Raw genomic sequence first — 22,905 nt, forward strand, 5'->3', positions numbered from 1 at the left:
GATTCCTCTTGGGTTGGGGTCGTTACCGTCAGTGACCGGCGGTCACGTCGAGAGGTTTGACCGTTGACTCGATCAGGCGTGCACCGAAGACCTGCTTCAGCTGCTGCACGTGAGGGTCGCCACTGAGCGCCTCGACCGCCTCGGCATGGCGCGCGGCCGCCAGGCGGTCGGCTCGTTGGCGCGGCGTCTCGACATCGGCCGGCAGCTCACCGGGCTCCAGCGCCAGGCGGCGCTCGACTCCCTGGGCAGCCAGCGCTTCCTGAATCCGGCGCACGTGGACCTCGGCGTTCATCGCCGACTGGGAAGGATCGAGTCGCAGCACGAGCCGCTCGCCATCGTCGCTTTCGACCACGCAATGGGCGGCCAGGTTGCGTGTCAGCCCGCCCAGCCCCAGCGCATCGAAGCGTTCCAGCCAGTCGGCATGGGCAAGGCGCTGGCCCGCGGCACTCTCGCTGGGAATCTCGCCGACGGCGGAATCCGGGGCACCGGGCGCGGGCGTTTCCGCCGCTTGCGGTGCCGCAGATGCGGCAGGGGGAGGCTCGTCCGCCGGTCGAGGCCTCGTCGCGCCAGCCGACGCCGGGGCGTCGGCGGAATCCCCCGAAGCCATCGGCTCGGCAGCAGCGGCATCCGGCAGCGGCTCCCAGGGCGGCGGTTCTGCTCGGGGCGGTTCATCGACCGCAGGCGGGGTCTCCGACACCGGCGCCACGGGTGGCGAGTCGGGCGAATCCAGGCTGGCGGCCGAAGGCGCTTCCGCGGCCGGCGTAGAGGCAGGCCCAGCGCCGCCGGTCGGCGGCGAACGCTGCGACTCGTTCGAACTCCCCTGCGCACCGGGGTCGCCGCGCATGGGCAGCGGGGTCTGCGGCGGCTTGGGGACGCCCTGGGGGCGGAAGGCCAGCATGCGCAGCAGCGTCATTTCCAACGCCGTGCGCAAATCCGGCGCATGGACCATGTCGCCCCGTCCCTGGAGTCCGATCTGATAGTAGAGCTGAACGTCCTCGGCGGCGAACCGACCCGCCAGGGCCAGCAGGGTGTCACGGTCGCCGTGACCGTTGTCCAGGGCATCCGGCACCATCTGCGCCACCGCCAGGCGGTGCAGCACGGCGGTCAGGTCGTCGAGCACGGCAGCGAAGTCCGGGCCCTGCTCGGCCAGGGCGGCCACCTCGGCGAGCAGGCGCTGTGCATCCACCTCGGCCAGCGCTTCGAGAAGCGCCAGCACGTGGCGATGGTCGAGAGTGCCGAGCATCGCCGCCACGTCGACGTGGCGCACCTCACCCTGGCCGAAGGCGATGGCCTGGTCGGTCAAGCTCATGGCGTCGCGCATGGAGCCTTCGGCGGCCTTGCCGAGCAGCCACAGCGCTTCCTCTTCGTAATTCACGCCTTCGGCGTCGAGCACTTGGGTCAGGTGGCCGACGATGCGCTCCGGGGGCATGTGCTTGAGGGTGAACTGCAGGCAGCGCGACAGCACCGTCACCGGCAACTTCTGCGGATCGGTGGTGGCGAGCAGGAATTTCACGTGGGGCGGCGGTTCTTCCAGGGTCTTTAGCAGCGCATTGAAGCTGTGGCTGGAGAGCATGTGCACCTCGTCGATGAGGTACACCTTGTAACGTCCCTGGGTCGGCGCGTACTGCACGTTGTCGAGCAGCTCGCGGGTATCCTCCACCTTGGTGCGCGAGGCGGCGTCCACTTCGATCAGGTCGACGAAACGCCCCTCGTCGATGGTCCGGCAGCTGTCGCACTCGCCGCACGGCGTAGAGGTCACGCCTTCGTCACCGCGCCCCTTGGCCGTGCAGTTCAGGCACTTGGCCAATATTCGCGCCAGCGTCGTCTTGCCCACGCCGCGTGTGCCGGTGAACAGGTAGGCATGGTGCAAACGGCCCTGGTCCAGGGCGTTCACCAGCGCACGCTGGACGTGCTCCTGACCGACCAGCTCATGGAAGGTGCGCGGTCGCCACTTGCGGGCCAGAACCTGATAGCTCATGCGGCGTGGGATCCTTGCAGCGTAGGGTGGCGGGCTCGGGGCCCGAGAATCGACGATCGCCTGCCATTCTAGCGACTGGGGGCGACGGCGGAAAGCAAGGCGGCTGAAAAGACACCTGTTCCGATGTACAGTGTACGCACTACCCTGCATGAGCCCCCGGAGGCGTCCATGACCTTCTCTCCCCCGCTTCTGGCAGCTCTCGGCGGCGCGCTGGCGCTGCTGCTCGGCATCGGCATCGGCGTGCTGCTGGGCGCGCGCCGCCACCGCCTGGCGCGCGCCCACCATGCCGAGGCCCTGGCCACTCTGGAGGCCAGGCTCGCCGAGACCCGCGAGGCGCTCACCGCCGCCCAGGCGCACCAGGAAGCCGCCCGGGAGACCCGTGACCGCTACCACCAGTGGTGGCAGGAGGAGAAGGCCGCTCGCGAGCGGGTGGCGGCGGAGCTCGGCGAGCTGAACGCCCGCCACGCCGAGCTCGCCACCACGCTCGAGCAGAAGCAGCACCACTTCGCCGAGCAGCTCAAGCTGCTGCGCGAGAGCCGCGACCAGCTCAAACAGGAGTTCGAGACCCTCGCCAACGATATCCTCGAGCGCAAGGGCAAGGCATTCTCCGAGCAGTCTCAGCAGCACATCCAGGGGCTGCTGCAACCGCTGCACAGCGAAGTGAAAGGGTTTCGTCAGCAGGTGGAGACGCTGCATCGCGCCGACACCGAACAGCGCGCCAGCCTGCGCACCGAGCTCCAGCACCTGCAGGCGCTCAATCGCGAGATCACCGGCCAGGCGGGCCGACTCACCGAAGCCCTGCAGGGACAGAAGAAGATCCAGGGCAACTGGGGCGAGCTGATGCTCGAGAACGTGCTGGAAGGCTCCGGGCTGCGCCCCGGCAAGGATTACCAGCGCGAGCCCAGCTTCGCCACCGATGCCGGACGCCGGCGCCCCGATGCCATCGTCTACCTGCCCCAGGGCAAGCACCTGGTGATCGACGCCAAGACCTCGCTTGCCGCCTACGTGCGCTACGTCAATGCCGAAGACGAAGTCGAGCGCCACCGGGCATTGGCCGATCATGCCCGCGCGGTGAGCGAGCGCATCACCGAGCTGGCCGACAAGCACTATTATGCCCTGCCGGGGCTCAATTCACCCGAGGTAGTGGTGATGTTCATCCCGGTGGAGTCGGCCTACGTCGAGGCGCTGAAGCACGACGAGGCGCTCTACCAGCGCGCCATCGAGAGCAACGTGCTGGTCGCCACGCCCACCACCCTGCTGACCAGCCTCAACATCGTGCGCCAGCTGTGGCGCTTCGAGGACCAGAGCCGCCACAGCGCCGAGCTCGCCGACCGTGCCGAGAGGGTCTACAACAAGCTGCGCCTGTTCGTGGAGAGCCTGCAGGAGGTGGGCAAGAAGCTCGACGGCGCCCGCGAAAGTTACGACGAGGCGATGAATCGCCTGGTCAGCGGCCGCGGCAACCTGATCAAGCAGGCCGCCGAGTTCCAGGAACTCGGCGTGGCCGTCAAAAAGGAGCTGCCCGGCGAACTGGTGGAGCGCGCCGAGCTGGAACTCGACACCCGCCGCGAGCGCGAGACCTCACGCAACGAGGAGTGACGCACCGGCTTACTGCACCGTCTCCTGCTCGCCGAAGCACCCCTCGAAGAGCGCCGTGGAGAGGTAGCGCTCGGCGCTGTCGGGCAGGATCACCACGATGTTCTTGCCGCGGTGCTCGGGCTGCCGACCCACGCGCACGGCAGCCGCCACGGCAGCACCGCAAGAAATGCCCGCCAGAATGCCCTCCTCCTGCATCAGGCGGTGTGCCATGGCCATGGCGTCCTCGTTGCTCACCGTCTCGGCCTGGTCGACCAGCGACAGATCGAGGTTGGCGGGAATGAAGCCGGCGCCGATGCCCTGAATCTTGTGGGGAGCATGAGTCAGCGCTTCGCCCTTGCGCGTCTGGGTGATCAGCGGCGAGTCGCTGGGCTCGACCGCCACGGTGGTGATCGCCTTGCCCTGAGTGTGCTTGATGTAGCGCGAGACGCCGGTGAGCGTGCCGCCGGTACCCACGCCGGACACCAGGATGTCCACCGCTCCGTCGCTGTCCGCCCAGATCTCCGGCCCGGTGGTGGTTTCGTGGATCCGCGGGTTGGCCGGATTCTCGAACTGCTGCGGCATGAAGTAGGTTTCCGGCGCGCTGGCGGCGATCTCCTCGGCCTTGGCGATGGCGCCCGGCATGCCCTTGGCCGGCTCGGTGAGCACCAGTTCGGCGCCCAGCGCCTTGAGCACCTTGCGCCGCTCCAGGCTCATGGAGGCGGGCATGGTCAGTACCAGCGGATAGCCCCGGGCCGCAGCCACGAAGGCCAAGGCGATGCCGGTGTTGCCGCTGGTGGGCTCGATGATGCGCATGCCGGGCCTCAGCACACCGCGTTCCTCGGCGTCCCAGATCATAGCCGCGCCGATGCGGCACTTCACGGAGTAGGCCGGGTTGCGCCCCTCGATCTTGGCCCAGATGGTCACCCCCTCGTTGACTCGATTGAGCTGGACCAGCGGCGTATTGCCGATGGAGCGGGAATTGTCGGAATGGATTCTTGCCATGAAAGTTCTCCAAGCGGAATTGGGGTGGGTGGGAGCGAGCAGGCCATCGACGCCTGATTCGGCGATGGTAGCACTGGCTTTCGCCGCCTGCTCCGCCCGCCTGGCCATGCCCCATGCCCGACAGGTGAGATCTGGCGTTCGAGGCTGGCGAGTACTCACTCTGCCTAAAGAAGACCCGCCATTCGCCGAAAGAGGTATTGATGGCGCGCCCAGGCGTGCGTCGCACAACAAAGCAAGGGGTACCTCGATGCCCCAGACCACACAAGACCGGACACGCAGAGGCCCACACATGCTCGAGAAACTGCACCGCATCAACGTCAAGTATACGCTGGCTTTCATCGGCGTCGCCGTGGCCCTGGTCATCGTCGTGATCGCCGATGCCCTGCTGGTAGGCAGCGTGCGACAACGCATGACCGAATTCAGCGGTGCCTTCAACCCGGCCGTCTCGGCCGTGCTCAACGCCGACCGCGACCTCTACCAGGCCCGCGTGGCCGAGTTCGCCGTGCTCGACGCAGAGCCGGGCAGCGACGCTGCCGAAGCGCACTATGCCGACTATCGGGAGAACGCCGAGCAGGCCTACGACCGCATGCACGACTTCATGGCCCATCTCGACGCCTACCCCGACGTCATGCAGGGACTCGACGACTACGAGGCACGCTTCGATAACTGGCGCTCCGCTTCGCAAGCGGTCTTCGAAAGGCATCGCGACGGCGATATCGAAGCCGCCCAGGCCCAATTGATGGGCGAGTCGCAAGCCACCTTCGGTGCACTGCGCGACCTCTACGACATCGCCGGACAGAACGCCGACGCCCGCGGCGAGCGGCTAGAGGCAGACACCATCGCCACCGTGCGCGTGCAGCAGCGCTGGGTATTCGGCTTCGTCGGCCTGGTGTTCATCACCGCCCTGGCCATCGCCCTGGTCGGGCCCAATCTCATGTCGCGCTCCCTGCGTGATGTCAGTCGTCGCATCCGCGACATCACCGAAGGCGAAGGCGACCTGACCGCCCGCATCCACAGCCAGCGCAAGGACGAGATCGGCGAGCTGGCCACCGAATTCGATGCCTTCATCGCACGCATGGACCGCAGTTTCAGCGCGGTGAGCCGCAGCGCCCAGAGCGTACGCGTGGCCTCCCGCGAGATCGCCACCGGCAGCGAGGACCTGGCCTCGCGCACCGAGCAGCAGGCCTCGGCCCTGCAGCAGACGGCTTCCAGCATGGAGGAGATGTCCTCCATCGTGCGCCAGAACAGCGAATCGGCCGCTTCGGCCGACACCCTCTCCACCCAGGCCGCCGACCAAGCCGAGTCGGGCACCCAAGAAGTACGCCGCACCGTGGAGCTGATGCGCGAACTCGAGGCCAACTCGCGCCAGGTGGCCGAGATCGTCGAGGTGATCGACGGCATCGCCTTCCAGACCAACATCCTGGCGCTCAACGCCTCGGTGGAGGCCGCTCGCGCCGGCGAACATGGCCGCGGCTTCGCCGTGGTCGCCGAGGAGGTGCGCAAGCTGGCTACCCGCACCACCGAGTCCTCCCAGCAGATCCGCACCATGATCGAGGGAATCACCCAGCGCATCGCCCAGGGTGCCGAGCAGGCCGTACGCAGCGGTGAAGGCATCGAGGAGACCGTCGAGGCCATCCGCCGGGTCTCCGGGCTGATGAACGAGATCTCCGCGGCGGTGAGGGAGCAGGAGTCGGGCATCGGTCAAGTAAGCACCGCCGTCAACCAGATGGACTCGGCCACCCAGCAGAACGTCTCGCTGGTGGAGGAAACCAGCGTCTCCGCCGCCTCGTTGCGCGAGGAGGCCGAGCGCCTGACCACCCTGGTACAGGCCTTCCGCCTCAGCGAAGGCCAAGACGAACGGGATCCGACCCCGCACACGGCGCGTGCCGCCAGGCCGCAACGCCATGACGCGGCACGCCCTGCCAAGCCACGGCAGCTGACCCACGCCACCCAGGAAGAGGGCGAGTGGCAGGCCTTTTGAGGCCACGCCACTTGGGCCGTGCCGTATGGCGCGGCCCTCAGTACTCTGCCAGCAAGGCGCGTCCCCGGTCGCGCACGAAGTCGAGCACCCTGGCGTGCTTCCAGTTGTCGCGGTACACCAGCCCGAAGCGAAACGCCATGGCCGGCGCGAAGGGGCGCATGACCACTTCATCGTGCGGTGCGAGCTGATCCTTTGCAGTAATGGGGTTCATCACCGTGATGCCCACTCGGTTGGCCACCAGCGCCGCGATGGTACCGATGTTGGCCTCGGTCTTGCCGGCAATGTGTACGCCGTGCTGGGCGATGAGCTCGAGCAGCGGATTGTTGCCCAGGCTCGGCTGGTTGCTGATCACCACATGCTGCTCGGCAAGGTCGGCCACCTCGATGCTCGCGCGCTTAGCCAACGGATGTCCGCCGGGCAGCAGGCACACCGCCTCGGTTTCCAGCCACGGCTCCACCCGCAGCACCGGCGAGGCCACCGGCAGGGTCACGAAGCCGATGTCGGCGTGGCTCGACTCCACCGCCATCTGCACCTCATGACTCGAGAGCATGTCGAGGCTGGCGCTGACGCTCGGGTGACTGGCCAGCAGCCCGGCCACCAGCCGCGGCACGAAACCGAACGACAGCCCGGGAATCGCCGCGATGCGCAGCCGCGAGGTGCCGAACTCCTTGAGCGCCAGCACGCTGTGACGCAACTCCTCGATGTTGCCCATCAGGCGCAGGATCTCCTCGTAGAGCTCCTTGGCCTCGGGCGTGGCGACCAGCCGGTTCTTCTCGCGCAGGAAGAGTTGCAATCCCAGGTTGTGCTCGAGCTGCGACAGCGAACGGCTCACCCCCGACTGCGTGATGCCCAGGGTGCGTGCCGCCTGCGAAGCGCTGCCCGCCTCGTATAGCGTCTTGAACACCGCCAGCGCCTTGAGCGAATGGATGTTGACGTCAGCCATGATTAAAAATCATCAAATTCGTAAAAAAGATCATATATTGAAATACACTGTCCCCCCTACCTAGACTGCAGTCAACCGCACGGGATCGTTTCCCGACGATAACGACAACACGGACACTGCCATGAACCACTCCCCCCTGTTCTATCAGGCGGGCCCGGCCCTGCCCGAAGTGAGCCATGCCGATGGCGTGAGGCTATGGGACGCCAGCGGCCACGAGTATATCGACGGCTGCGCCGGTGCCATCGCCTGCAACCTCGGCCACGGCCGCCGCGACATACGCGACGCCATGCTCGCCCAACTGGACCGAGTCGCTTTCACCTACCGCACTCAGTTCGAGAACGCCCCGGCCGTGGCGCTGGGCCGGGCGCTGGTCGAACTCACTGCGGGCCAGCTCGACAAGGTGTTCTTCGTCTCCAGCGGCTCGGAAGCGGTGGAGTCGGCGCTCAAACTCGCCCGTCAGTATTTCGTGGCCCGCGGCGAGACGCAGCGCCGACGCTTCGTCTCGCTGCGCCCTTCCTATCATGGCAGCACCCTGGGCGCCCTGGGCGTGACCGGCTACCGGCCGCTCGAGGCCCCCTTCGACGCGCTCATCGCAGCCTCGCTCAAGGTGGCCGGCCCCGACTTCTACCGCCACGGCGACGCGGACGACGCCAGCCATGTCGAGCGCGTGCTGGCCGAGACCCGCCAGGCCATCGAAGCCGCCGGGCCCGAGTCGATCGTCGCCTTCGTACTGGAACCCATCGGCGGCGCCAGCACCGGGGCCCGGGTGCTCGGGCAGCACTACCTGCAGGGCATTCGCGCCCTGTGCGACGAGTTCGGCTGCCTCTTGATTCTCGACGAGGTGCTCACCGGCGTCGGCCGTACCGGCGACTGGTTCGCCTATCAGCACGACGCCATCACCCCCGACTTGCTGGCCACCGCCAAGGGGCTCGGCGCCGGCTACTACCCGGTGGGCGCACTCCTTGCCCGTACCGATATCGTCGACGCGGTGATGGCCGCCGGCGGCTTCCAGCACGGCCACACCTATGCCGGCAACCCGTTGGCCTGCGCTACCGGGCTCGCCGTGATCGAGGCCATGCAGCGCGAGAGCGTGCTCGACAACGTGGCCGCCCGCGGCCGCGAACTCGAGGCCGGCCTCGCTTCGCTTCAAGCGCGCTTTGCGTGGCTCGGCGACGTGCGCGGCCGCGGGCTCCTGTGGGGCGTGGAGCTGGTGGCCGATCCCGACACCAAGGCGCCCTTCCCCGCCGAGGAGAACCGCTTCGCCCGGATCACCGCCCTGGCCAGGGCTGAAGGTCTGCTGATCTACCCGCGGCGCACGCTCGACGGCGTGGCCGGTGACCATTTCCTGGTGGCGCCGCCGCTGACCATCGATGCCGATGATACGGCCGAGCTGCTCGAGCGGCTCGCGCGCGCCCTGGTGCGCTTCGACCGCGAGGTGGCCGCGCCGGCCTCGACCGAGGCGCTCGGCGTCGCCCGCTGACACTGCCGAATGAACGCGACAAGAAAGGCTCTACATGACACTACTCACCCACAAGCATCGCACCATCGAGGCGGCCATCGCCGCCATTCCCCATGGCGCCTCGATCATGGTCGGCGGCTTCGGCTCGCCAGGCACTCCCTTCGCCCTGATCGACGAATTGCTGGCCCAGGGTCAGCGCGATCTCACGCTGATCAAGAACGACGCCAACGAGCCGGGCATCGGCATCGGCAAACTGATCGAGGCGAACCGCGTGGCTCGGCTGATCACCTCCCACATCGGCCTCAACCGTCGCGCCATCGACGCCATGAACCAGGGCACGCTGGAAGTGACGCTGTTTCCCCAGGGCCTGCTGGCGGAGAAGATCCGCAGCGCCGGCGCCGGCCACCACGCCTTCTTGACCGATATCGGCCAGGGCACCGAGATCGCCGCCGAGCGCCGCGAGATCGAGCTGGACGGTCGCGTCTGGGGCATCGAACCGGCGCTCTACGCCGATTTCGCCCTGGTCCACGCCGAGCGCGCCGACCGCTACGGCAACCTGGCCTATCGCGCCACCGCCAGCAACTTCAATCCGCTGATGGCCATGGCCGCCGACACCGTCATCGCCCAGGCCTACCGCGTCGACGAGCCGGGCAGTCTGGCGCCCGAGGCGATCCACACGCCCTGTGCCTTCGTCAGCCTGGTGGTTCGAGTCGACCCTACCACCGCCGAGCAGGGGAGGCGCGCCCATGTCGGCTGATCAAGCACGCATTCTCGCCCGCGCCGCCCGCGAGGTTCTTTCTGGGCAGATCGTCAACCTGGGCATCGGCCTGCCCACCCGGCTCTTCCACTACCTGCCGGCAGAAATGGAGGTGCTGGTGCATTCGGAGAACGGCGTGCTGGGCTGTCGCCCGCGGACCGAGGTCGAAGCGCCGGACTACGACATGATCGACTCCGGCGGCGCCTACATCGCCACTCGCCCCGGCGCCAGCGTGTTCGACAGCGCCACCTCTTTCGCCATGATCCGCCGCAGCCGCGTGGATCTCACCTTCATGGGCGCCTTCGAGGTGGACGCCGAAGGCAACCTGGCCAACTGGAAGATCCCCGGCAAGTTTTCTCCAGGGATCGGCGGGGCCATGGAGCTGGCGCAGAAGGTCAAGCGCCTGGTGATCCTGTGCTCGCACAACGACAAGCACGGCAACCCCAAGATCCTCACGCGCTGCCGACTGCCGCTCACCGCGCCGCACTGCGTATCGCGCATCATCACCGACAAGGCGGTAATGGACGTGACACCGCAGGGGCTAGCCGTGGTGGACATCGCCGAGGGGCTGAGCGTTGCCGAACTGCGCGAGGCGACCGAAGCCGATCTGATCATCGACGAGCAGCGGCTGGGGAGGTTCTGATGCTCACCGACACCGAGAAACGCATCGTCGCCGAGTGCGAGGCACTGATGGACGAGACCCTGACGCTGACCCGCGACCTGGTGCGCGACTACAGCGTACTGGGCCACGAGCACGGCGCACTGGAAACCATGGAGCGCTGGTTCGAACGACTCGACCTGCCGGCGACCCGCGTGCCTCTGGATGCCCCCGGTTTCGCCGAGAATCCGCACCGCGCCCCCACCGAGTGGGACGCCACCGGACGCTACAACCTGGTGTCGCGGCTCAACCCCGAGGCCAGCGGCCCCCATCTGGTATTCAACGGCCACCTAGACGTGGTACCCGCCGAACCCACCGACATGTGGACCCGGCCGCCCTGGGAACCCTGGGAACGAGACGGCTGGCTCTACGGTCGCGGCGCCGGCGACATGAAAGCCGGCATCGCCGCCATGACCCTAGCCGTTCAGGCCGTGCGCCGCGCCGGCGAAACCATCGACTTCCCGCTCACCCTGCAGACGGTGATCGAGGAAGAGTGCACCGGCAACGGTGCCCTGGCCTGCCTGCACCAGGGTTACGGAGGCGACTTCGTGCTGATTCCCGAGCCCTTTGGCGCGCAGATCTACAGCGGCCAGGTAGGCGTGCTGTGGTTCCGCCTGCGCCTCGACGGCGTACCGGCCCACGTGCTCGACACCAGCGCCGGCAGCAACGCCATCGAGGCGATTCTCGACTACCTGCCCGCCCTCAAGGCGCTGGAAGCGGAAATCAACGCCCTCCCCCGCCCGGCGGCCTACGCCGAACATCCGCACCCCTTTAACCTGAGCATCGGCAAGATCGAAGGCGGCAACTGGGCCTCCAGCGTACCGGCTCATGCCGTGCTCGAAGGCCGAGTCGGCTTCCCCCCGGACATGACGCCAGACGACACCATGGCACGGGTCCGGCAAACCGTCGAACGTCGACATGCCGAGCTCGCCAATGGCAGCCCGCTGCCGCGACTCGATTTCCACGGCTTCCGCTCCGAGGGGCATCAAGTCGATCTCGTCACGCCGGGCATCCGCCTGCTCTCGGCGTGCCACGAGGCGTTGCTCGGCGCCCCACCGGCCCACTACCTCTCCACCTGCACCACCGACCTGCGGGCCTTCCACGTCAGCGGCGGGATCAACGGCACCTGCTACGGCCCGGTGGCCGAGCGCATCCATGGCGTGGATGAGTGCGTCTCCATCGACTCGATCCGCCACGTGCTGACCACCTACGCCCTGTTTCTGCATCGCTGGTCACGGCTGGCCGACTCCGGAGAACGCGACGCATGAAAGACGTCTATCTCGCCGACTACGCCCGCAGCGCCTTCACCCGCGCCCATCCGCGCAAACCGGAGGTGGACGGCTGGGCCGACACCCGCGGCGACGCGCTGCTCGCCCAGGTGATCGACGGCCTGCTGGCACGCTGCGGCATGCCCCCCGAACGGGTGGAAGATCTCAGCGCCGGCTGCGCTCTGCCGGTCAAGGAGCAGTGGAGCTTCGGCGGACGCTACCCGCTGTGGCTATCGCAGCGCCTCGGTCCCGGCGGGCGAGGCTGCGCCACCCGCCAGCTCGACCAGCAGTGCGGCTCGGGGCTTGCCGCCCTGCGCAGCGGCATCCGGGAGATCCAGGCCGGCGGTGTGGAAGTGGCCATCGCCGGCGGCTACGAAAACATGAGCCGGGTGCCCATGGGCCCCAGCCTCTTCAAGGAAGGCGTTCTGACCGCCCCGGCGGCGCTGCAGGAGGCTCCCTGGCTCGAGCTCGAGGTGGCGCTGAACATGGGCCTCACCGCCGAACGCCTGGCCAAGGCTGCCGACATCGAACGCGATACCATGGACGCCTTTGCCCTCGAATCCCACCGCCGGGCGGCACGCGCCGAGGCCGAAGGGCACTTCACCGGAGAGCGCCTGGCGCTGGCCAATGCCGCCGGCGAGCGCGTGGCACAGGACGCCAACGTCCGCCCCGATACCAGCCTCGAACGCCTGGCGGGCCTCGATCCGGTGTTCGTCGAGGGCGGCCGCGTGACCGCCGGTAACAGCTCGCCACTCACCTCCGGGGCCACCGCAGCGCTGCTGATGTCGGCAAGCGCCCTGGACGATCACGGCCTGTCGCCGCTGGCACGCATCATCGACATCGCCGACATGGGCGTGGCACCGGAACGGATGGGCGCCGGCGCGGCCGCGGCGGCCGAGCTGGCACTGGCCCGCAGCGGTCTCAACGTGGACCAGGTCGATGTCTGGGAAATCAACGAAGCCTTCGCCGCCGTGCCGCTGCATGCCATCGGCAAGCTCGGACTCGATCCCGAGCGGGTCAACGTCTGGGGCGGCGCCCTGGCGCTGGGCCACCCGCTGGGCGCCACCGGAGTACGCCTGGCCGGCACCCTGGCGCGCATTCTCGCCCAACGCAGCGGCCGCTATGGCTGTGCCACGGCCTGCGTGGGAGGCGGGCAAGGCATTGCCGTGATCCTCGAACGCATATGACGCCACCGGTAATGCTTGCTAGTGTCGAACATTAGGTTCAAGAAATTTAACAGGAGGTGATGACTCAGCAAGGCTCGGATCCGCTTCGAAAGCGTGAAGCATCAATGCGACATGCCGCGACACGGAACGTGTCGCAAGCCCCACAAAAACGAACCAACATTGAGCAGGAATCGACATGACAAATCACAAAAAGTTGTTTCATCGTCCCCTCATCGGGATCATGGCGATACTCGGCGCCATGTCTCTGGCAAGCTTGCCGGCCCAGGCTCGAGACTTTGCCGAGATTCAGGATGACGTCTTTCAGGTCGCCAATTCCGGTGCCTACCCTCCTTTCAGCTATGTCGACACATCGGGAAACCTGGTCGGTTTCGATGTCGATATAGCCGAAGCCCTTGCCGACAGGATGGGAGTCGAGGTCAACATCCAAACCTCTCCGTGGAACGGCATCGTTGCAGCCCTTGCCGGCGGCCGCTTCGACGCCTGCATCTGCAGTATGAGCGTAACGGAAGAGCGACAGAAAGCCGTCGACTTCACCGACAGCTATTATAGCTCAGGACTCTCCATCTGGGTTCAGGAGGGTACCGATGACGTCAACAGCATCGATGACTTCTCCGGCAAGCGAGTGGGCTCTACCCTTGGCGAGACAGGCAATCAATGGGCCACCGAGAACGGCGAAGGAAAATGGCAAAACCAGACCTTCCAGGGTTTGCCTGATATGCTCAATGCGCTCACCACAGGGCGAATCGACGTAATGATCGCCGATGACGTCCCCGTCTATGTAGCGCTCAACGATGAAGACCTCGCTATCAAGCAGGTCGATGTGGGCGAACTTCCCCGCTGGCCTGCGGCAATTTCCATTCAGAAGAACAAGCCACAACTGAAGGAAGCCCTCAACACGGCACTGGCCGATATCAAGGCAGATGGAACCTATCAGGAGATCGTCGACGAATGGATCGGCGAAGGGGTCGAGTTCGACTGAAGAACCCTGAACCAGCAGGGCGAAAGCCCTGCTGACCTCAATCATTCTCGAATCACAATAACAGGGTAAAGAGGGATCATGGACATCAGCCTGATGATCGAGATAACGCCGCTGCTGGTCAGGGCGGCCTGGGTCACAGTCGACATATCGGCTCGTGCCCTGTTCTTCGGTTTCTTCATCGCCTCCGCACTGGTAGCGATGCGAACCTCACGAATTCCGCCCATCCGCTGGCTCTCTCGAGCCTATATCAGCGTCGTTCGCGGCACTCCCTATTTCGTGCAGCTACTGCTGGTCTTCTACGGCGGGCCCGCGATCGGCCTGCGCCTGGACCCGTTCACCTGCGGCGTGGTAGTCGGCGCCTTCAACATTGGCGCCTACATGAGCGAGGCCATTCGCGGCGCCATCGAATCCGTCGACAGCGGGCAGGGCGAAGCGTCTCGGTCGCTCGGGTTCGGCCGCTTCGCAACGCTACAGCACATCGTTCTACCCCAAGCAGCCGGCTTGATGATTCGCTCCATTGGCGTGCTCGCCATCATCCTGGTCAAGAACTCGTCGCTGGTATCCATCATCTCGGTGGTCGAACTCACTTACCAGGCTCAGCGCCTGATCGGCTCCACCTACAAGCCCTTGGAAGTCTTTTCGGTAAGTGCCCTGATGTACATCGTCATCATCTATGCCGTCATGGGCATCGTTGAGTTCCTCTATCGTCGCGCCACGCGATACACCTATCTGTAGAACTGCCAGGCAATGACACAACCAGGGTAAGCCATCATGGAATTCGACTTCAGCCCCGTCATCACCTACTTTCCAACCCTTATCAAGGGTATAGGATCCACGCTCCTGATTGGCCTGGTGGTTGCCATCATGTCGATCATCGGCGGCCAGATCGTCGCCGTAATCACCCTCTACACGAAAAAAACCGTTAACTGGCCACTGCGTTTTTTCATCTGGCTCTTCATGACGACGCCGCTCCTTCTACAGCTTTACTTCCTGTACTTCGGCATGGGGCAATGGATATTGATCCCGGCCATCGTGGTAGGCGTTCTGGGGCTAGGCTTCCACTATATGGCTTACAACGCCGATATCTTCATTGCCACCATAAAGTCGGTATCGAGCGGACAGTACGAAGCCTCGCGATCATTGGGGTTCGGCCATATCGCCACCCTCTTTTACATCATCATTCCGCAGGCCTTCTATCGCGCCATTCCCCAGCTCGGCAACAACATGATCATCATGGTCAAGGACATCTCGGTACTCTCTGCCATCGGCATCGCCGAGCTGGTCTATCTCTCGCAGTACGCCATCAGCGTGACGTTTCGCCCCTTCGAATTCTATATCACGATCGCGGTCATCTATTACCTGATCAACGTTCTGATGGAAACCGGTCAAGCCTGGGTAGAGCGTCGTGCCGCCATTCGCCGCTAACGAGGAACACACATGACACAAGCGACAGACACTCCCATGGTCGAGCTCCAGGGAGTCAAGAAACGTTTCGGCGACCTCGAGGTGCTCAAGGGCATCGATCTCCGGGTCGACCGCGGTAAGATCATCTCCATCATCGGCCCGTCGGGATCGGGTAAAAGCACGCTGCTACGGTCCATCAACAACCTGGAAGCGATCGACGATGGCCGCATCTTGCTGGATGGCGTCCAGGTCAACCGACCCGATTTGAAGGGGCTCGCCTTCGAGCGACACATCAACCATATCCGCCAGAACATGGGCATGGTATTTCAGCACTTCAACCTGTTTCCCCACCTCTCGACGCTGGAGAACGTGACGCTGGCGCCCAGGAAGCTGAAAGGAATGGATGCCAAAAGCGCGCGGGAGCTGGGCATGGAACTCCTGGAGAGAGTGGGGCTGGCGGACAAGGCCGCGGTCTACCCCAGCTCCCTGTCGGGAGGGCAAAAGCAACGCGTCGCCATCGCCCGCGCCCTGGCCATGCGCCCCAAGGTCATGCTCTTCGACGAGGCGACCTCGGCGCTGGACCCCGAGCTGGTGGAAGAAGTCAACCAGGTCATGAAGGGCCTCGCCGAAGAGCACATGACCATGCTCATCGTCACTCACGAGATGGCCTTTGCTCGCGACGTGTCCGATTGGGCGATGTTCATGGACGGTGGCGTGGTGGTGGAGGCCGACACCCCCGACAGGCTCTTCTCGGACCCCGAGCAGGAGCGCACCCGCCACTTCCTGCGCAAGCATCTGGGAGCCCAGGCATGAGCCCCCCGATGTCTACCACCAGGCGCTATTTCCGTTGACGCAGCACGACCCGGCCATGGGGATCCAGATACACATAATGGGCGTCGTCATAGTGGGGAAGGCCGAAACCGAAGGCGCCTTCACCACAGCTTTCCCCGTCATCCGCCACCAGCAGACGCAGCAGGCCGTTACGGAACTCCTGCAACCGTCCGGTGTGGCAAGGGGCTAGGCCGGGCAGCCGCTCGGGCACGAAGGCCACCTCGCCCTGTCGGTCGATATAGGCCAGAACGGACTCCTCCAACGTCACCTTCACGGGGGCCCGGCCGCTATGGAAGACACCGCCCATCTCGATCTCCACCTCCTTGCCGGTTTTCTGATCCCGGGCCTGCGTGATGACGACATCGCTCTTATCCATGTACACCGTGCTGAAGGCTTCGACGGAGACCGGCGCCAAGCCTTCTGAAAAGGGTCTTGCCGATTCCAGCGTCCATTTGCGCGGCAGGGTCAGTCGCCCCTCGGGATCGATGAAGCCGGCACCGCCCCGCCGTGACGTTGCCGGCGCCAGGCCTTGTGAGAAGTCACCGGCATCGGCGAATTCCGCCGGAATGGCGACCTTGCCCTGGCTGTCCAGCCAGCCGTAATGCCACTCCAGATCCTCGCTCCAGGAGAACCAGGCCAGCCCCTCCGAGAAATTACCCAGTCCGGCCACCTCCTTGCCGTTTGGCAGGGTAGGACGATAGAGGTCACCGTCGCGATCGACGAAAAGATAGTCGGCCTCCTGGGTAAAGATTTCGGCAGCCGCACACCCCTCAGAGAACCTTTCGAAGGGCGAGGAGACGATCCGTCGCTCTTCCAGGGTGGCATAGGAGGAGCTCTCATACTCCAGGGGCAACACGAACTGTCCGGAACGATCGATGATGCCCCAGCGCTGCCAGCTGCCGACGGCGGCACGACCTTCGGAGAAATCCTCCGCCTGATCCCACTGGGGCTCGATGACCCAGTCACCCTTGCGATCGACATAGCCCCACTTGCCTTCGCGGGGCATCGGATGGAGGGGCTCACCTTGTGAGGCTACGGGCTCCCCGCACGGCAGAGGACCTCCTGTTGCGACCTGTGCCACCGCCTCCCCCGCAGCGGCACCCAGCTCGCGGTGAAGCTCGCCCTGGCAGCCGCCTTCGCGTCCGCCACCTTCGAGGCAAGCACGTAGCTGCTTCTTCACTTCGGCCTCCAAATCCGTGGACGATGGGTCAACGACAAAGGTGAGAGACTTCTCCTCCAGCCGCGGATTGGGGTTGTGGAGATAGGTAAAGCGCAGCCGACACCCCTCTTCCTCCTCGCCGACCACCTCGTAACGCACGACGGCGCCAGCGGCCTCGCTGGTCGTGAATTCGCCGCTCTCGCAAGCCGCCACCCTCTCCAGATAATACGCCTGGGTCGCATGCCAGGTGTCGTCCGCATCCTGGGCGGTGGCGGCGCCCCAAGCACCCAGACAGCATGTGGTGGCGGCGATTAGTGGCCAATTACGCATTCGCAACTCCCCCTGTGATCCAGTGACTGTGGGATACCGATCATCATGTCCTCGCAGGGACAAGAGCCTCGGCATCTAGCCTGGATCACGAGAAGGTACAGCGCCCTATTCATACGCAGGGGAATGGAGATTGGAGAGGCGGAAAACGCAAGCGGGGAGGCCAGTGGCCTCCCCGCTTGCATGACAGGAATCGAAACGTACGTCAGGCGCAGTCCGCCGCCCCTTCACCGAACATGTCGAACAGCAACTCGCGCCCCATGGGAGTGAGAACGAGCCGCCCCTGGGCGTTGTAGGTGGCTGCCTCGCTACGCTCGAGAACCTGCTGACAAGTATCCCACTCGGCGGCGTTGCGGCGTAGCTGGCGAAGGGCGTCGCGATCCAGGCCGCGGTGCGACACCGTCACCGTCTCCAGCACGTGTCCATTGTGGTAGAGCAACGCCGCCACGTTCGACAGGCACTGACGGAGGCTGCGCTGAATGCCTGCTGTGCTGGAGGTATCGATGGCCATGCGTCGTTTCTCCCTGTCGCCGTGTATTTGCTGCAGTGCATGATAACACCACCACAAGAATTAGACAAAGGTAGAATATCGACGAAAGGATAAGAGGAGGGGAGTTCAGGGGGACCAAAATGGAGGCAGCCCCGACAGCCACATCCCGGCACACGCGGCCACCGCTACCGTTGCTCCCTTCCGGGCCTGGCGGGGTTCGCGGTTTAGCGTTGCGGGAGGACCGACGGGGCCACCACAGCGCGATGCTCTCGGCATCGAACTCGGCCTGCCTTCAACGACTTGCCGAGCGCAGCGCACTATACCAGTGCCGCCACTGGCCAGCAACAGCCAGCCGATCCTCGAAGCGGTCGTCGCCCGCACGCCGTTGTCCAGCCAACGGACGCTACCATACTACCCTGCCGTTTTGATGAACCGGCATTACCGGCAGACGATATGCCGCCCGGGCATGAAGCCCCACCCCTCCTGGTGTATGGTTACTGGCATACCCATCGCCAATCGCTGGAGGCGCCCCATGAAGAAGGATCCGAACAAGGGCTACATCGCCCTGCTGGGCTGGAGCCTCAACGCCATCGAGGCCGCCGAGGATTTCGACCGACGCTACGTAGTGGTCGCACCGGACTGGGCGGAGGAGTACTGCCAGAAGCACGACATCCCCTACGTTTCCTGGAACTTCGAGCGCCTCAACGACCGTTCCATGGAGATCGCCGAGACCCTTCAGGAGATGGGCGTCGACGTGGCGATTCCGCTGTTCGAGGAAACCGTGGAGTGGGCCGGCGCCATCAATTCGCTGCTGCTCGACAACCCGCGTCTCTACGGCCAGTCGCTGCTGCTGCGCGACAAGGCGCTAATGAAGCGCCGTGCCCAGTTGGGTGGCATCCGCGTGGGCATCTTCGAAGAGGCCCACGACAAGGAAGACGTCATACGCTTCCTCAAGCGGGTCAACCAAACCCTGCTGAAGCTCGACGGCGACCCCAACGACCCCATCCACCTCAAGGCCTTCGACAAGGCCGGCTGTCTGGGGCACCGGGTGATCCGCACTCCGGACGAGGTCGACACCATTCCCGAGGAGGAATTCCCGGTGCTGATGGAGTCGCACCTGGACGGCTGGGAATTCGCCGTGGAGGCGTGGATCCACAAGGGAAGAATCGTCTTTCTCAACATCTCCGAGTACGTGACGCTGGGTTACTCAGTGTTCGTGCCGGCCTCGCCGGAGCTGGAGCAGTACCGCCCGCAGATCACCGCCCAGATCGAGAAGCTGATCAAGGCATTCGACATCGAATTCGGCCTGATCCATCCCGAGTACTTCGTCACCAATGACGGCGAAATGTACTTCGGCGAGGTGGCCTACCGGCCGCCCGGCTTCAAGGTGTTCGAGCTGCTGGAGCGGGTCTACGGTTTCAATGCCTACCAGGCTTCCATGCTGGTGTTCGACCCGAAATCCACCGCGGAGGAGGTCGAGACCTTCTTCCCGAAGGAAGTGGAGGATGCCGACGGCTATGCCGGCTGCTTCGGCGTCTATCCGCGCCGCCGCGTGGTCAGCAAGCTGGAGATTCCCGAGGAGGTCGAGGACGACCCCTACTTCGAGTCCCACGAACTGACGGCGCCCATGGAGGAGACGGTGACCAAGCGGACCGCTTTCGGCACCCACTGGGGGCTGATCTACTTCAAGGGCGACGAGGCAGCGCGCATGAAGGAGCTGCTCAAGCACATGGAAGACCTGGATTTCTATATCTAAGCTTGATTTCCCTAGCCGTCCAAGGCGTCATGACGACAATGACAGCCTGACGACGAGGAGTCGGTGTGACGACGCATGATGAAACGAGCCCGGGCAGCGCCGCCGATGATGGCAAGCTGCTCGGTCTGCTCGACAAGCTGGACGAGGCGATCAACCTGCTGGCGCAGGCTCGCGAATTCGCCAAGCCCGGCAAGCTGCCCCGTGTGCTCGACACCGCCCGGCGAGTGATGCTGCAGGCCGGGGGGTGTGCGGCCATCGAACAGCGGGCCCGTACCCTCGAAGAGGCCGGGGTGTTCCTGGGCTCGGACTGGGAGACCCCACAATACCTGGTGCCGACCCTGACCACCCATGCGCTGAAAAGCCCCGACCCCAACACCGTGGTGATCGAGGCGCTCAGCGAACTGCGGCTATTGGCAGTCGCCAAGGGCGATTACCTGCACCCGCAGATGTCGGCGGAACAGGCGCACCACTACCTGACCCAGACGCTGGCCATCAACCTGTGGCTACTGTTCGGCGCACCCACCGAGGCCGAACGCGAGACCCAGGGTCGTCTGGCCCAGCTGCCGCGCAACCTGTTTCAGCACCTGGCCGAGCGCATCGGCTACGAGCACGTAATTGACCGGCTGATCGAGGAGATCTGGCGCATCCTCGAGCAGCGCCCCATCCAGGTGGAACCGGTCAAGCAGATGATCACCCAGATCGCCATCTGTCAGACCAACCCCGAGATCGACCTGGGCGCCAGCGGCCAGGGTGCCGACCGCCTGGTCAGTTCGCTGTTCGGCCCGACTCGGGCCTGCCGGGAAGACCCGGGGCTGGAGGTCTACCGCGAACGGCTGTCGAGCATGGACGCCACTGCGCTGCAGGGCGAGGCCACCGGCTTCGCCCGCGCCATGCACGACACCGGGCTGGTATCCGCCTATCACCCGGTGCTACTGCGCCACCTGCTGGACCACAGCGATCATCTGCTTTCCGAGGCGCTGGGGCTCTCCTCCACCGGCCGCGACTGCCTGATGTGCTACCGCGAGCTGACCCACGCGCTGATTCGCAGCGGCGTGCATCCCAGCACGCCCCAGGCCGCCTACGGGCTGGCGCTGATGCTGGAGCGCGGCATCCTCTACCAGCCGCCGGTGGCACCAGCCATGTGGCGCCAGTTGGGGCTGACGCTCTCCGAGTGGTCCCAGGCACGCCTCAACCTGGCCTACGGCGAGGCCGTCTCGCCTCGTGCCCGCCTGCTGGAAGGCGTGCTGTGCATGCTGGGGTTGCCGCTGGGCGTGGGCCAGGGCAACAACCCCACCTGCCAGTCGGCCCGAGCGCTCTCCATGTGGGCCTACAACGACCCCGACTACCTGCTGCAGATGGTGGCCTGGGCGGCACGTGACGACGAAATCATCATGCACTTCGAGGGCATGCCGCTCTCCTCCATGGCCAGCCTGTCGGGCGTCGCCCAAGCCCTGCCCATGGACCTCGACCCGGTGTCGCTGATCGTGGTGCCCCACCTCGACCGCATCTACGCCGAGATGGGGCGGCGTTGCATCGGCCGCGAAGGCGACCCGCACCGCTGGGTCAACCCGGAGTTCCACGGCTGGTGGGCCGGTCGCGGCTTCCGCATCAACGTCGACGTGGCCACCGGCCAGTTGGAAGACCTGGACGCTTTCCTGCGCCACTTCTACGCCAGCTATCACCCCTACTACAACGGCAACCAGCCGCTGATTCATCCGCAGCCGGCAGGCATTGCGGTGACCGACAGCGCGGCGCGTTTCATCGGCTGGCACGCCATCACCATCCTGCGGGTCAACCTCGACCCCCAGGACACCATGCGAGTTTACTTCTTCAACCCCAACAACGACAGCGGCCAGGACTGGGGAGACGGCATCCAGGTGAGCACCGCGGACCACGGTGAGCGCTTCGGCGAATCATCGCTGCCCTTCGAACAGTTCGCCTCGCGGCTCTACATCTTCCATTACGACCCGCTGGAGCGCGGTGAACTGGCCCAGGTCACCCAAGAGGAGCTCGACCGGGTCACTGGCTACCTCCAGCGCAGTTGGGGCGCCGACCGGATTCCGCCGACCGGCCTGCAGGCGGATGCCGGCCAGGATTCCAGGGAGGAGTGATCACCTGCCGCGCGCATGGCGGCGCTGCAGGAATCGCGCCCAGAAGGGCGCGAACAGCATCAGCGCCACCATGCGTAGCAGATGATGGAAGGCAACGAAGACCGGGTCGATGTCCAACGCCACGGCGAGGATCGCCATCTCGCCGATCCCCCCGGGGGCCAGCGCCAGCAGTGCTACATCGCGCGGAACCTCGAGCAGTTGGTGGATCAACTCGGCGAACGCCGCCAGTACGGCCAATGCCACCAACGTCGCCACTCCGGCCTGAAACAGGTACTTGCCGAAGCGCCCACGCGACAAGCCCTTGAACCGCGAACCGATGGCACTGCCCAGCACCCACAGCATCAGGTTCATTCCCCAGTCGGGTAACCTCAGGCTAGCGATATCGAAGCCGGACAACAGGGCCGCAACGGCCAGCGGCGCCAGTAGCCCCGGGCTCGGCAGTTTCAGGATACGCCCCACGGGTATCAGCACCGGCAGCGCCAGCAGCAGCCATGGATCCTGCATCGTTGGTACCAGCGTCTGGCCATTCCCCGCCCCGCCTTCATAGGCCCAGAACAGTGGCGGCAGAATCATGATCACCAGCACGATGCGCAACGACTGGGCAATGGCGATGCGTTGAGGCTCGCCACCGCACTTGTCGCCCAGCATGATCATCGCGGTCATCGCCCCGGGTGCCGAGGCGAACCAAGCGCTCACCGGATCGAACCCACAGCGCCGATACCAGGCCGCCGCGGCAGCCGTCGAAGCCGCCACCCCGGCCAGCAGCAGTGCCGCCGATAGCGGCCAGTCGAGCACTCGCTCGGCCAGTTGCGGCGTCACCTGGCTGCCCAGCACCAGACCTAGCACGCCCAGAAAGGCCTCCCGCAACGGTTCGGGCACCCGCACGTCGACGCCCCGGGCCGAAACGATCAGGTTGGCCACCAGCGGCCCCAGCATCCAGGCCAGCGGCAGACCCGTGAAATGGAATACCACTCCGCCCACGGCACCCACTGCCAATGCCGTGCCCAGTGCCCGCACCGTGGCCTGCCGCACATCCCACC

At 65.5% G+C, this 22,905-nt stretch carries 19 protein-coding genes and 1 other RNA gene; 13 read left to right on the forward strand and 7 right to left on the reverse strand.

All coding sequences use genetic code 11. The annotated features are described in order from the left end of the window. Positions 1 to 28 precede the first annotated feature (28 nt). Positions 29 to 1,978 (reverse strand): DNA polymerase III subunit gamma/tau, encoded by a 1,950-nt coding sequence (gene dnaX / locus GFD32_RS11390; protein ID WP_163576697.1) that lies wholly within the window; start codon positions 1,976 to 1,978, stop codon positions 29 to 31. 168 nt (positions 1,979 to 2,146) lie between these two features. Here dnaX and rmuC point away from each other — a divergent pair, with 168 nt between their 5' ends. Next, positions 2,147 to 3,574 (forward strand): DNA recombination protein RmuC, encoded by a 1,428-nt coding sequence (rmuC, locus tag GFD32_RS11395; RefSeq protein WP_240455615.1) that lies wholly within the window; start codon positions 2,147 to 2,149, stop codon positions 3,572 to 3,574. Between the two features lie 9 nt (positions 3,575 to 3,583). On the opposite strand, the gene cysK is transcribed toward rmuC, so the two are convergent. Then, a complete protein-coding gene (cysK, locus tag GFD32_RS11400; RefSeq protein ID WP_163576699.1) occupies positions 3,584 to 4,555 on the reverse strand; it encodes a cysteine synthase A in 972 nt (323 codons plus the stop codon). 289 nt (positions 4,556 to 4,844) lie between these two features. Here cysK and GFD32_RS11405 point away from each other — a divergent pair, with 289 nt between their 5' ends. Next, a complete protein-coding gene (locus GFD32_RS11405; protein WP_163576700.1) occupies positions 4,845 to 6,536 on the forward strand; it encodes a methyl-accepting chemotaxis protein in 1,692 nt (563 codons plus the stop codon). Between the two features lie 37 nt (positions 6,537 to 6,573). On the opposite strand, the gene GFD32_RS11410 is transcribed toward GFD32_RS11405, so the two are convergent. Then, positions 6,574 to 7,479 (reverse strand): LysR family transcriptional regulator, encoded by a 906-nt coding sequence (locus tag GFD32_RS11410; RefSeq protein WP_163576702.1) that lies wholly within the window; start codon positions 7,477 to 7,479, stop codon positions 6,574 to 6,576. Between the two features lie 121 nt (positions 7,480 to 7,600). On the opposite strand from GFD32_RS11410, the gene GFD32_RS11415 reads away from it, so the two are divergent. The 9 genes from GFD32_RS11415 (at position 7,601) to GFD32_RS11455 (ending at position 16,004) form a co-directional block, all read left to right on the forward strand. Next, entirely contained in the window at positions 7,601 to 8,959 is a 1,359-nt protein-coding gene (locus GFD32_RS11415; protein ID WP_163576703.1) for an aminotransferase family protein, read from the forward strand. A gap of 34 nt (positions 8,960 to 8,993) precedes the next feature. Further along, entirely contained in the window at positions 8,994 to 9,695 is a 702-nt protein-coding gene (locus tag GFD32_RS11420; protein ID WP_163576705.1) for a CoA transferase subunit A, read from the forward strand. Further along, positions 9,685 to 10,338 carry a 3-oxoacid CoA-transferase subunit B gene (locus GFD32_RS11425; RefSeq protein WP_163576707.1) on the forward strand — a complete coding sequence of 218 codons (654 nt, stop codon included), beginning with the start codon at positions 9,685 to 9,687 and terminating at the stop codon, positions 10,336 to 10,338. The genes GFD32_RS11420 and GFD32_RS11425 overlap by 11 nt, the downstream gene beginning before the upstream one ends. Then, positions 10,338 to 11,621: an ArgE/DapE family deacylase gene (locus tag GFD32_RS11430; protein WP_163576708.1), complete on the forward strand. Its 1,284-nt coding sequence runs from the start codon at positions 10,338 to 10,340 to the stop codon at positions 11,619 to 11,621. Before GFD32_RS11425 ends, GFD32_RS11430 begins: the two co-directional genes overlap by 1 nt. After that, positions 11,618 to 12,808, forward strand: a complete 1,191-nt coding sequence (locus GFD32_RS11435) for an acetyl-CoA C-acyltransferase (RefSeq protein ID WP_163576710.1) — start codon at positions 11,618 to 11,620, stop codon at positions 12,806 to 12,808. The genes GFD32_RS11430 and GFD32_RS11435 overlap by 4 nt, the downstream gene beginning before the upstream one ends. A 175-nt stretch (positions 12,809 to 12,983) precedes the next feature. Continuing rightward, positions 12,984 to 13,787: a transporter substrate-binding domain-containing protein gene (locus GFD32_RS11440; protein ID WP_163576712.1), complete on the forward strand. Its 804-nt coding sequence runs from the start codon at positions 12,984 to 12,986 to the stop codon at positions 13,785 to 13,787. A 78-nt stretch (positions 13,788 to 13,865) separates the two neighbouring features. Next, a complete protein-coding gene (locus GFD32_RS11445) occupies positions 13,866 to 14,522 on the forward strand; it encodes an amino acid ABC transporter permease (RefSeq protein WP_163576714.1) in 657 nt (218 codons plus the stop codon). A 36-nt stretch (positions 14,523 to 14,558) separates the two neighbouring features. Continuing rightward, the gene (locus tag GFD32_RS11450; RefSeq protein ID WP_163576716.1) at positions 14,559 to 15,212 is read left to right on the forward strand and encodes an amino acid ABC transporter permease; all 654 of its coding nucleotides are present in this window, start codon (positions 14,559 to 14,561) and stop codon (positions 15,210 to 15,212) included. Between the two features lie 12 nt (positions 15,213 to 15,224). Continuing rightward, complete coding sequence (locus GFD32_RS11455) at positions 15,225 to 16,004, forward strand: amino acid ABC transporter ATP-binding protein (protein ID WP_320416215.1); 780 nt, start codon at positions 15,225 to 15,227, stop codon at positions 16,002 to 16,004. Positions 16,005 to 16,029: 25 nt separating this feature from the next. Here the strand turns inward: GFD32_RS11455 and GFD32_RS11460 are convergent, their stop codons facing one another. The 3 genes from GFD32_RS11460 to ffs form a co-directional block, all read right to left on the reverse strand. Continuing rightward, on the reverse strand, positions 16,030 to 17,511 hold the full coding sequence (locus GFD32_RS11460) for a WG repeat-containing protein (protein WP_163576717.1): 1,482 nt from the start codon (positions 17,509 to 17,511) through the stop codon (positions 16,030 to 16,032). A 202-nt stretch (positions 17,512 to 17,713) separates the two neighbouring features. Continuing rightward, on the reverse strand, positions 17,714 to 18,019 hold the full coding sequence (locus tag GFD32_RS11465) for a hypothetical protein (RefSeq protein ID WP_163576718.1): 306 nt from the start codon (positions 18,017 to 18,019) through the stop codon (positions 17,714 to 17,716). Positions 18,020 to 18,148: 129 nt separating this feature from the next. Beyond that, positions 18,149 to 18,245, reverse strand: an RNA gene (ffs, locus tag GFD32_RS11470) — signal recognition particle sRNA small type. Between the two features lie 285 nt (positions 18,246 to 18,530). Here ffs and GFD32_RS11475 point away from each other — a divergent pair. Both GFD32_RS11475 and GFD32_RS11480 read left to right on the forward strand, forming a co-directional pair. Continuing rightward, the gene (locus GFD32_RS11475; protein WP_163576720.1) at positions 18,531 to 19,754 is read left to right on the forward strand and encodes a carboxylate--amine ligase; all 1,224 of its coding nucleotides are present in this window, start codon (positions 18,531 to 18,533) and stop codon (positions 19,752 to 19,754) included. Positions 19,755 to 19,819: 65 nt separating this feature from the next. Next, the gene (locus GFD32_RS11480) at positions 19,820 to 21,865 is read left to right on the forward strand and encodes a transporter permease (RefSeq protein ID WP_163576722.1); all 2,046 of its coding nucleotides are present in this window, start codon (positions 19,820 to 19,822) and stop codon (positions 21,863 to 21,865) included. On the opposite strand, the gene GFD32_RS11485 is transcribed toward GFD32_RS11480, so the two are convergent. After that, positions 21,866 to 22,897, reverse strand: a complete 1,032-nt coding sequence (locus GFD32_RS11485; RefSeq protein ID WP_163576723.1) for an AbrB family transcriptional regulator — start codon at positions 22,895 to 22,897, stop codon at positions 21,866 to 21,868. Positions 22,898 to 22,905: the final 8 nt, after the last annotated feature.

The sequence above is a fragment of the Halomonas faecis genome (genome assembly GCF_010993975.1).
GTDB classification, from domain to species: Bacteria; Pseudomonadota; Gammaproteobacteria; order Pseudomonadales; family Halomonadaceae; genus Halomonas; species Halomonas faecis.

What these genes read in the sequence shown, in the direction of transcription:
- dnaX (WP_163576697.1), bottom strand. Translation starts at nt 1,978, where the DNA reads ATGAGCTATCAGGTTCTGGCCCGCAAGTGGCGACCGCGCACCTTCCAT.
- rmuC (WP_240455615.1), top strand. Translation starts at nt 2,147, where the DNA reads ATGACCTTCTCTCCCCCGCTTCTGGCAGCTCTCGGCGGCGCGCTGGCG.
- cysK (WP_163576699.1), bottom strand. Translation starts at nt 4,555, where the DNA reads ATGGCAAGAATCCATTCCGACAATTCCCGCTCCATCGGCAATACGCCG.
- GFD32_RS11405 (WP_163576700.1), top strand. Translation starts at nt 4,845, where the DNA reads ATGCTCGAGAAACTGCACCGCATCAACGTCAAGTATACGCTGGCTTTC.
- GFD32_RS11410 (WP_163576702.1), bottom strand. Translation starts at nt 7,479, where the DNA reads ATGGCTGACGTCAACATCCATTCGCTCAAGGCGCTGGCGGTGTTCAAG.
- GFD32_RS11415 (WP_163576703.1), top strand. Translation starts at nt 7,601, where the DNA reads ATGAACCACTCCCCCCTGTTCTATCAGGCGGGCCCGGCCCTGCCCGAA.
- GFD32_RS11420 (WP_163576705.1), top strand. Translation starts at nt 8,994, where the DNA reads ATGACACTACTCACCCACAAGCATCGCACCATCGAGGCGGCCATCGCC.
- GFD32_RS11425 (WP_163576707.1), top strand. Translation starts at nt 9,685, where the DNA reads ATGTCGGCTGATCAAGCACGCATTCTCGCCCGCGCCGCCCGCGAGGTT.
- GFD32_RS11430 (WP_163576708.1), top strand. Translation starts at nt 10,338, where the DNA reads ATGCTCACCGACACCGAGAAACGCATCGTCGCCGAGTGCGAGGCACTG.
- GFD32_RS11435 (WP_163576710.1), top strand. Translation starts at nt 11,618, where the DNA reads ATGAAAGACGTCTATCTCGCCGACTACGCCCGCAGCGCCTTCACCCGC.
- GFD32_RS11440 (WP_163576712.1), top strand. Translation starts at nt 12,984, where the DNA reads ATGACAAATCACAAAAAGTTGTTTCATCGTCCCCTCATCGGGATCATG.
- GFD32_RS11445 (WP_163576714.1), top strand. Translation starts at nt 13,866, where the DNA reads ATGGACATCAGCCTGATGATCGAGATAACGCCGCTGCTGGTCAGGGCG.
- GFD32_RS11450 (WP_163576716.1), top strand. Translation starts at nt 14,559, where the DNA reads ATGGAATTCGACTTCAGCCCCGTCATCACCTACTTTCCAACCCTTATC.
- GFD32_RS11455 (WP_320416215.1), top strand. Translation starts at nt 15,225, where the DNA reads ATGACACAAGCGACAGACACTCCCATGGTCGAGCTCCAGGGAGTCAAG.
- GFD32_RS11460 (WP_163576717.1), bottom strand. Translation starts at nt 17,511, where the DNA reads ATGCGTAATTGGCCACTAATCGCCGCCACCACATGCTGTCTGGGTGCT.
- GFD32_RS11465 (WP_163576718.1), bottom strand. Translation starts at nt 18,019, where the DNA reads ATGGCCATCGATACCTCCAGCACAGCAGGCATTCAGCGCAGCCTCCGT.
- GFD32_RS11475 (WP_163576720.1), top strand. Translation starts at nt 18,531, where the DNA reads ATGAAGAAGGATCCGAACAAGGGCTACATCGCCCTGCTGGGCTGGAGC.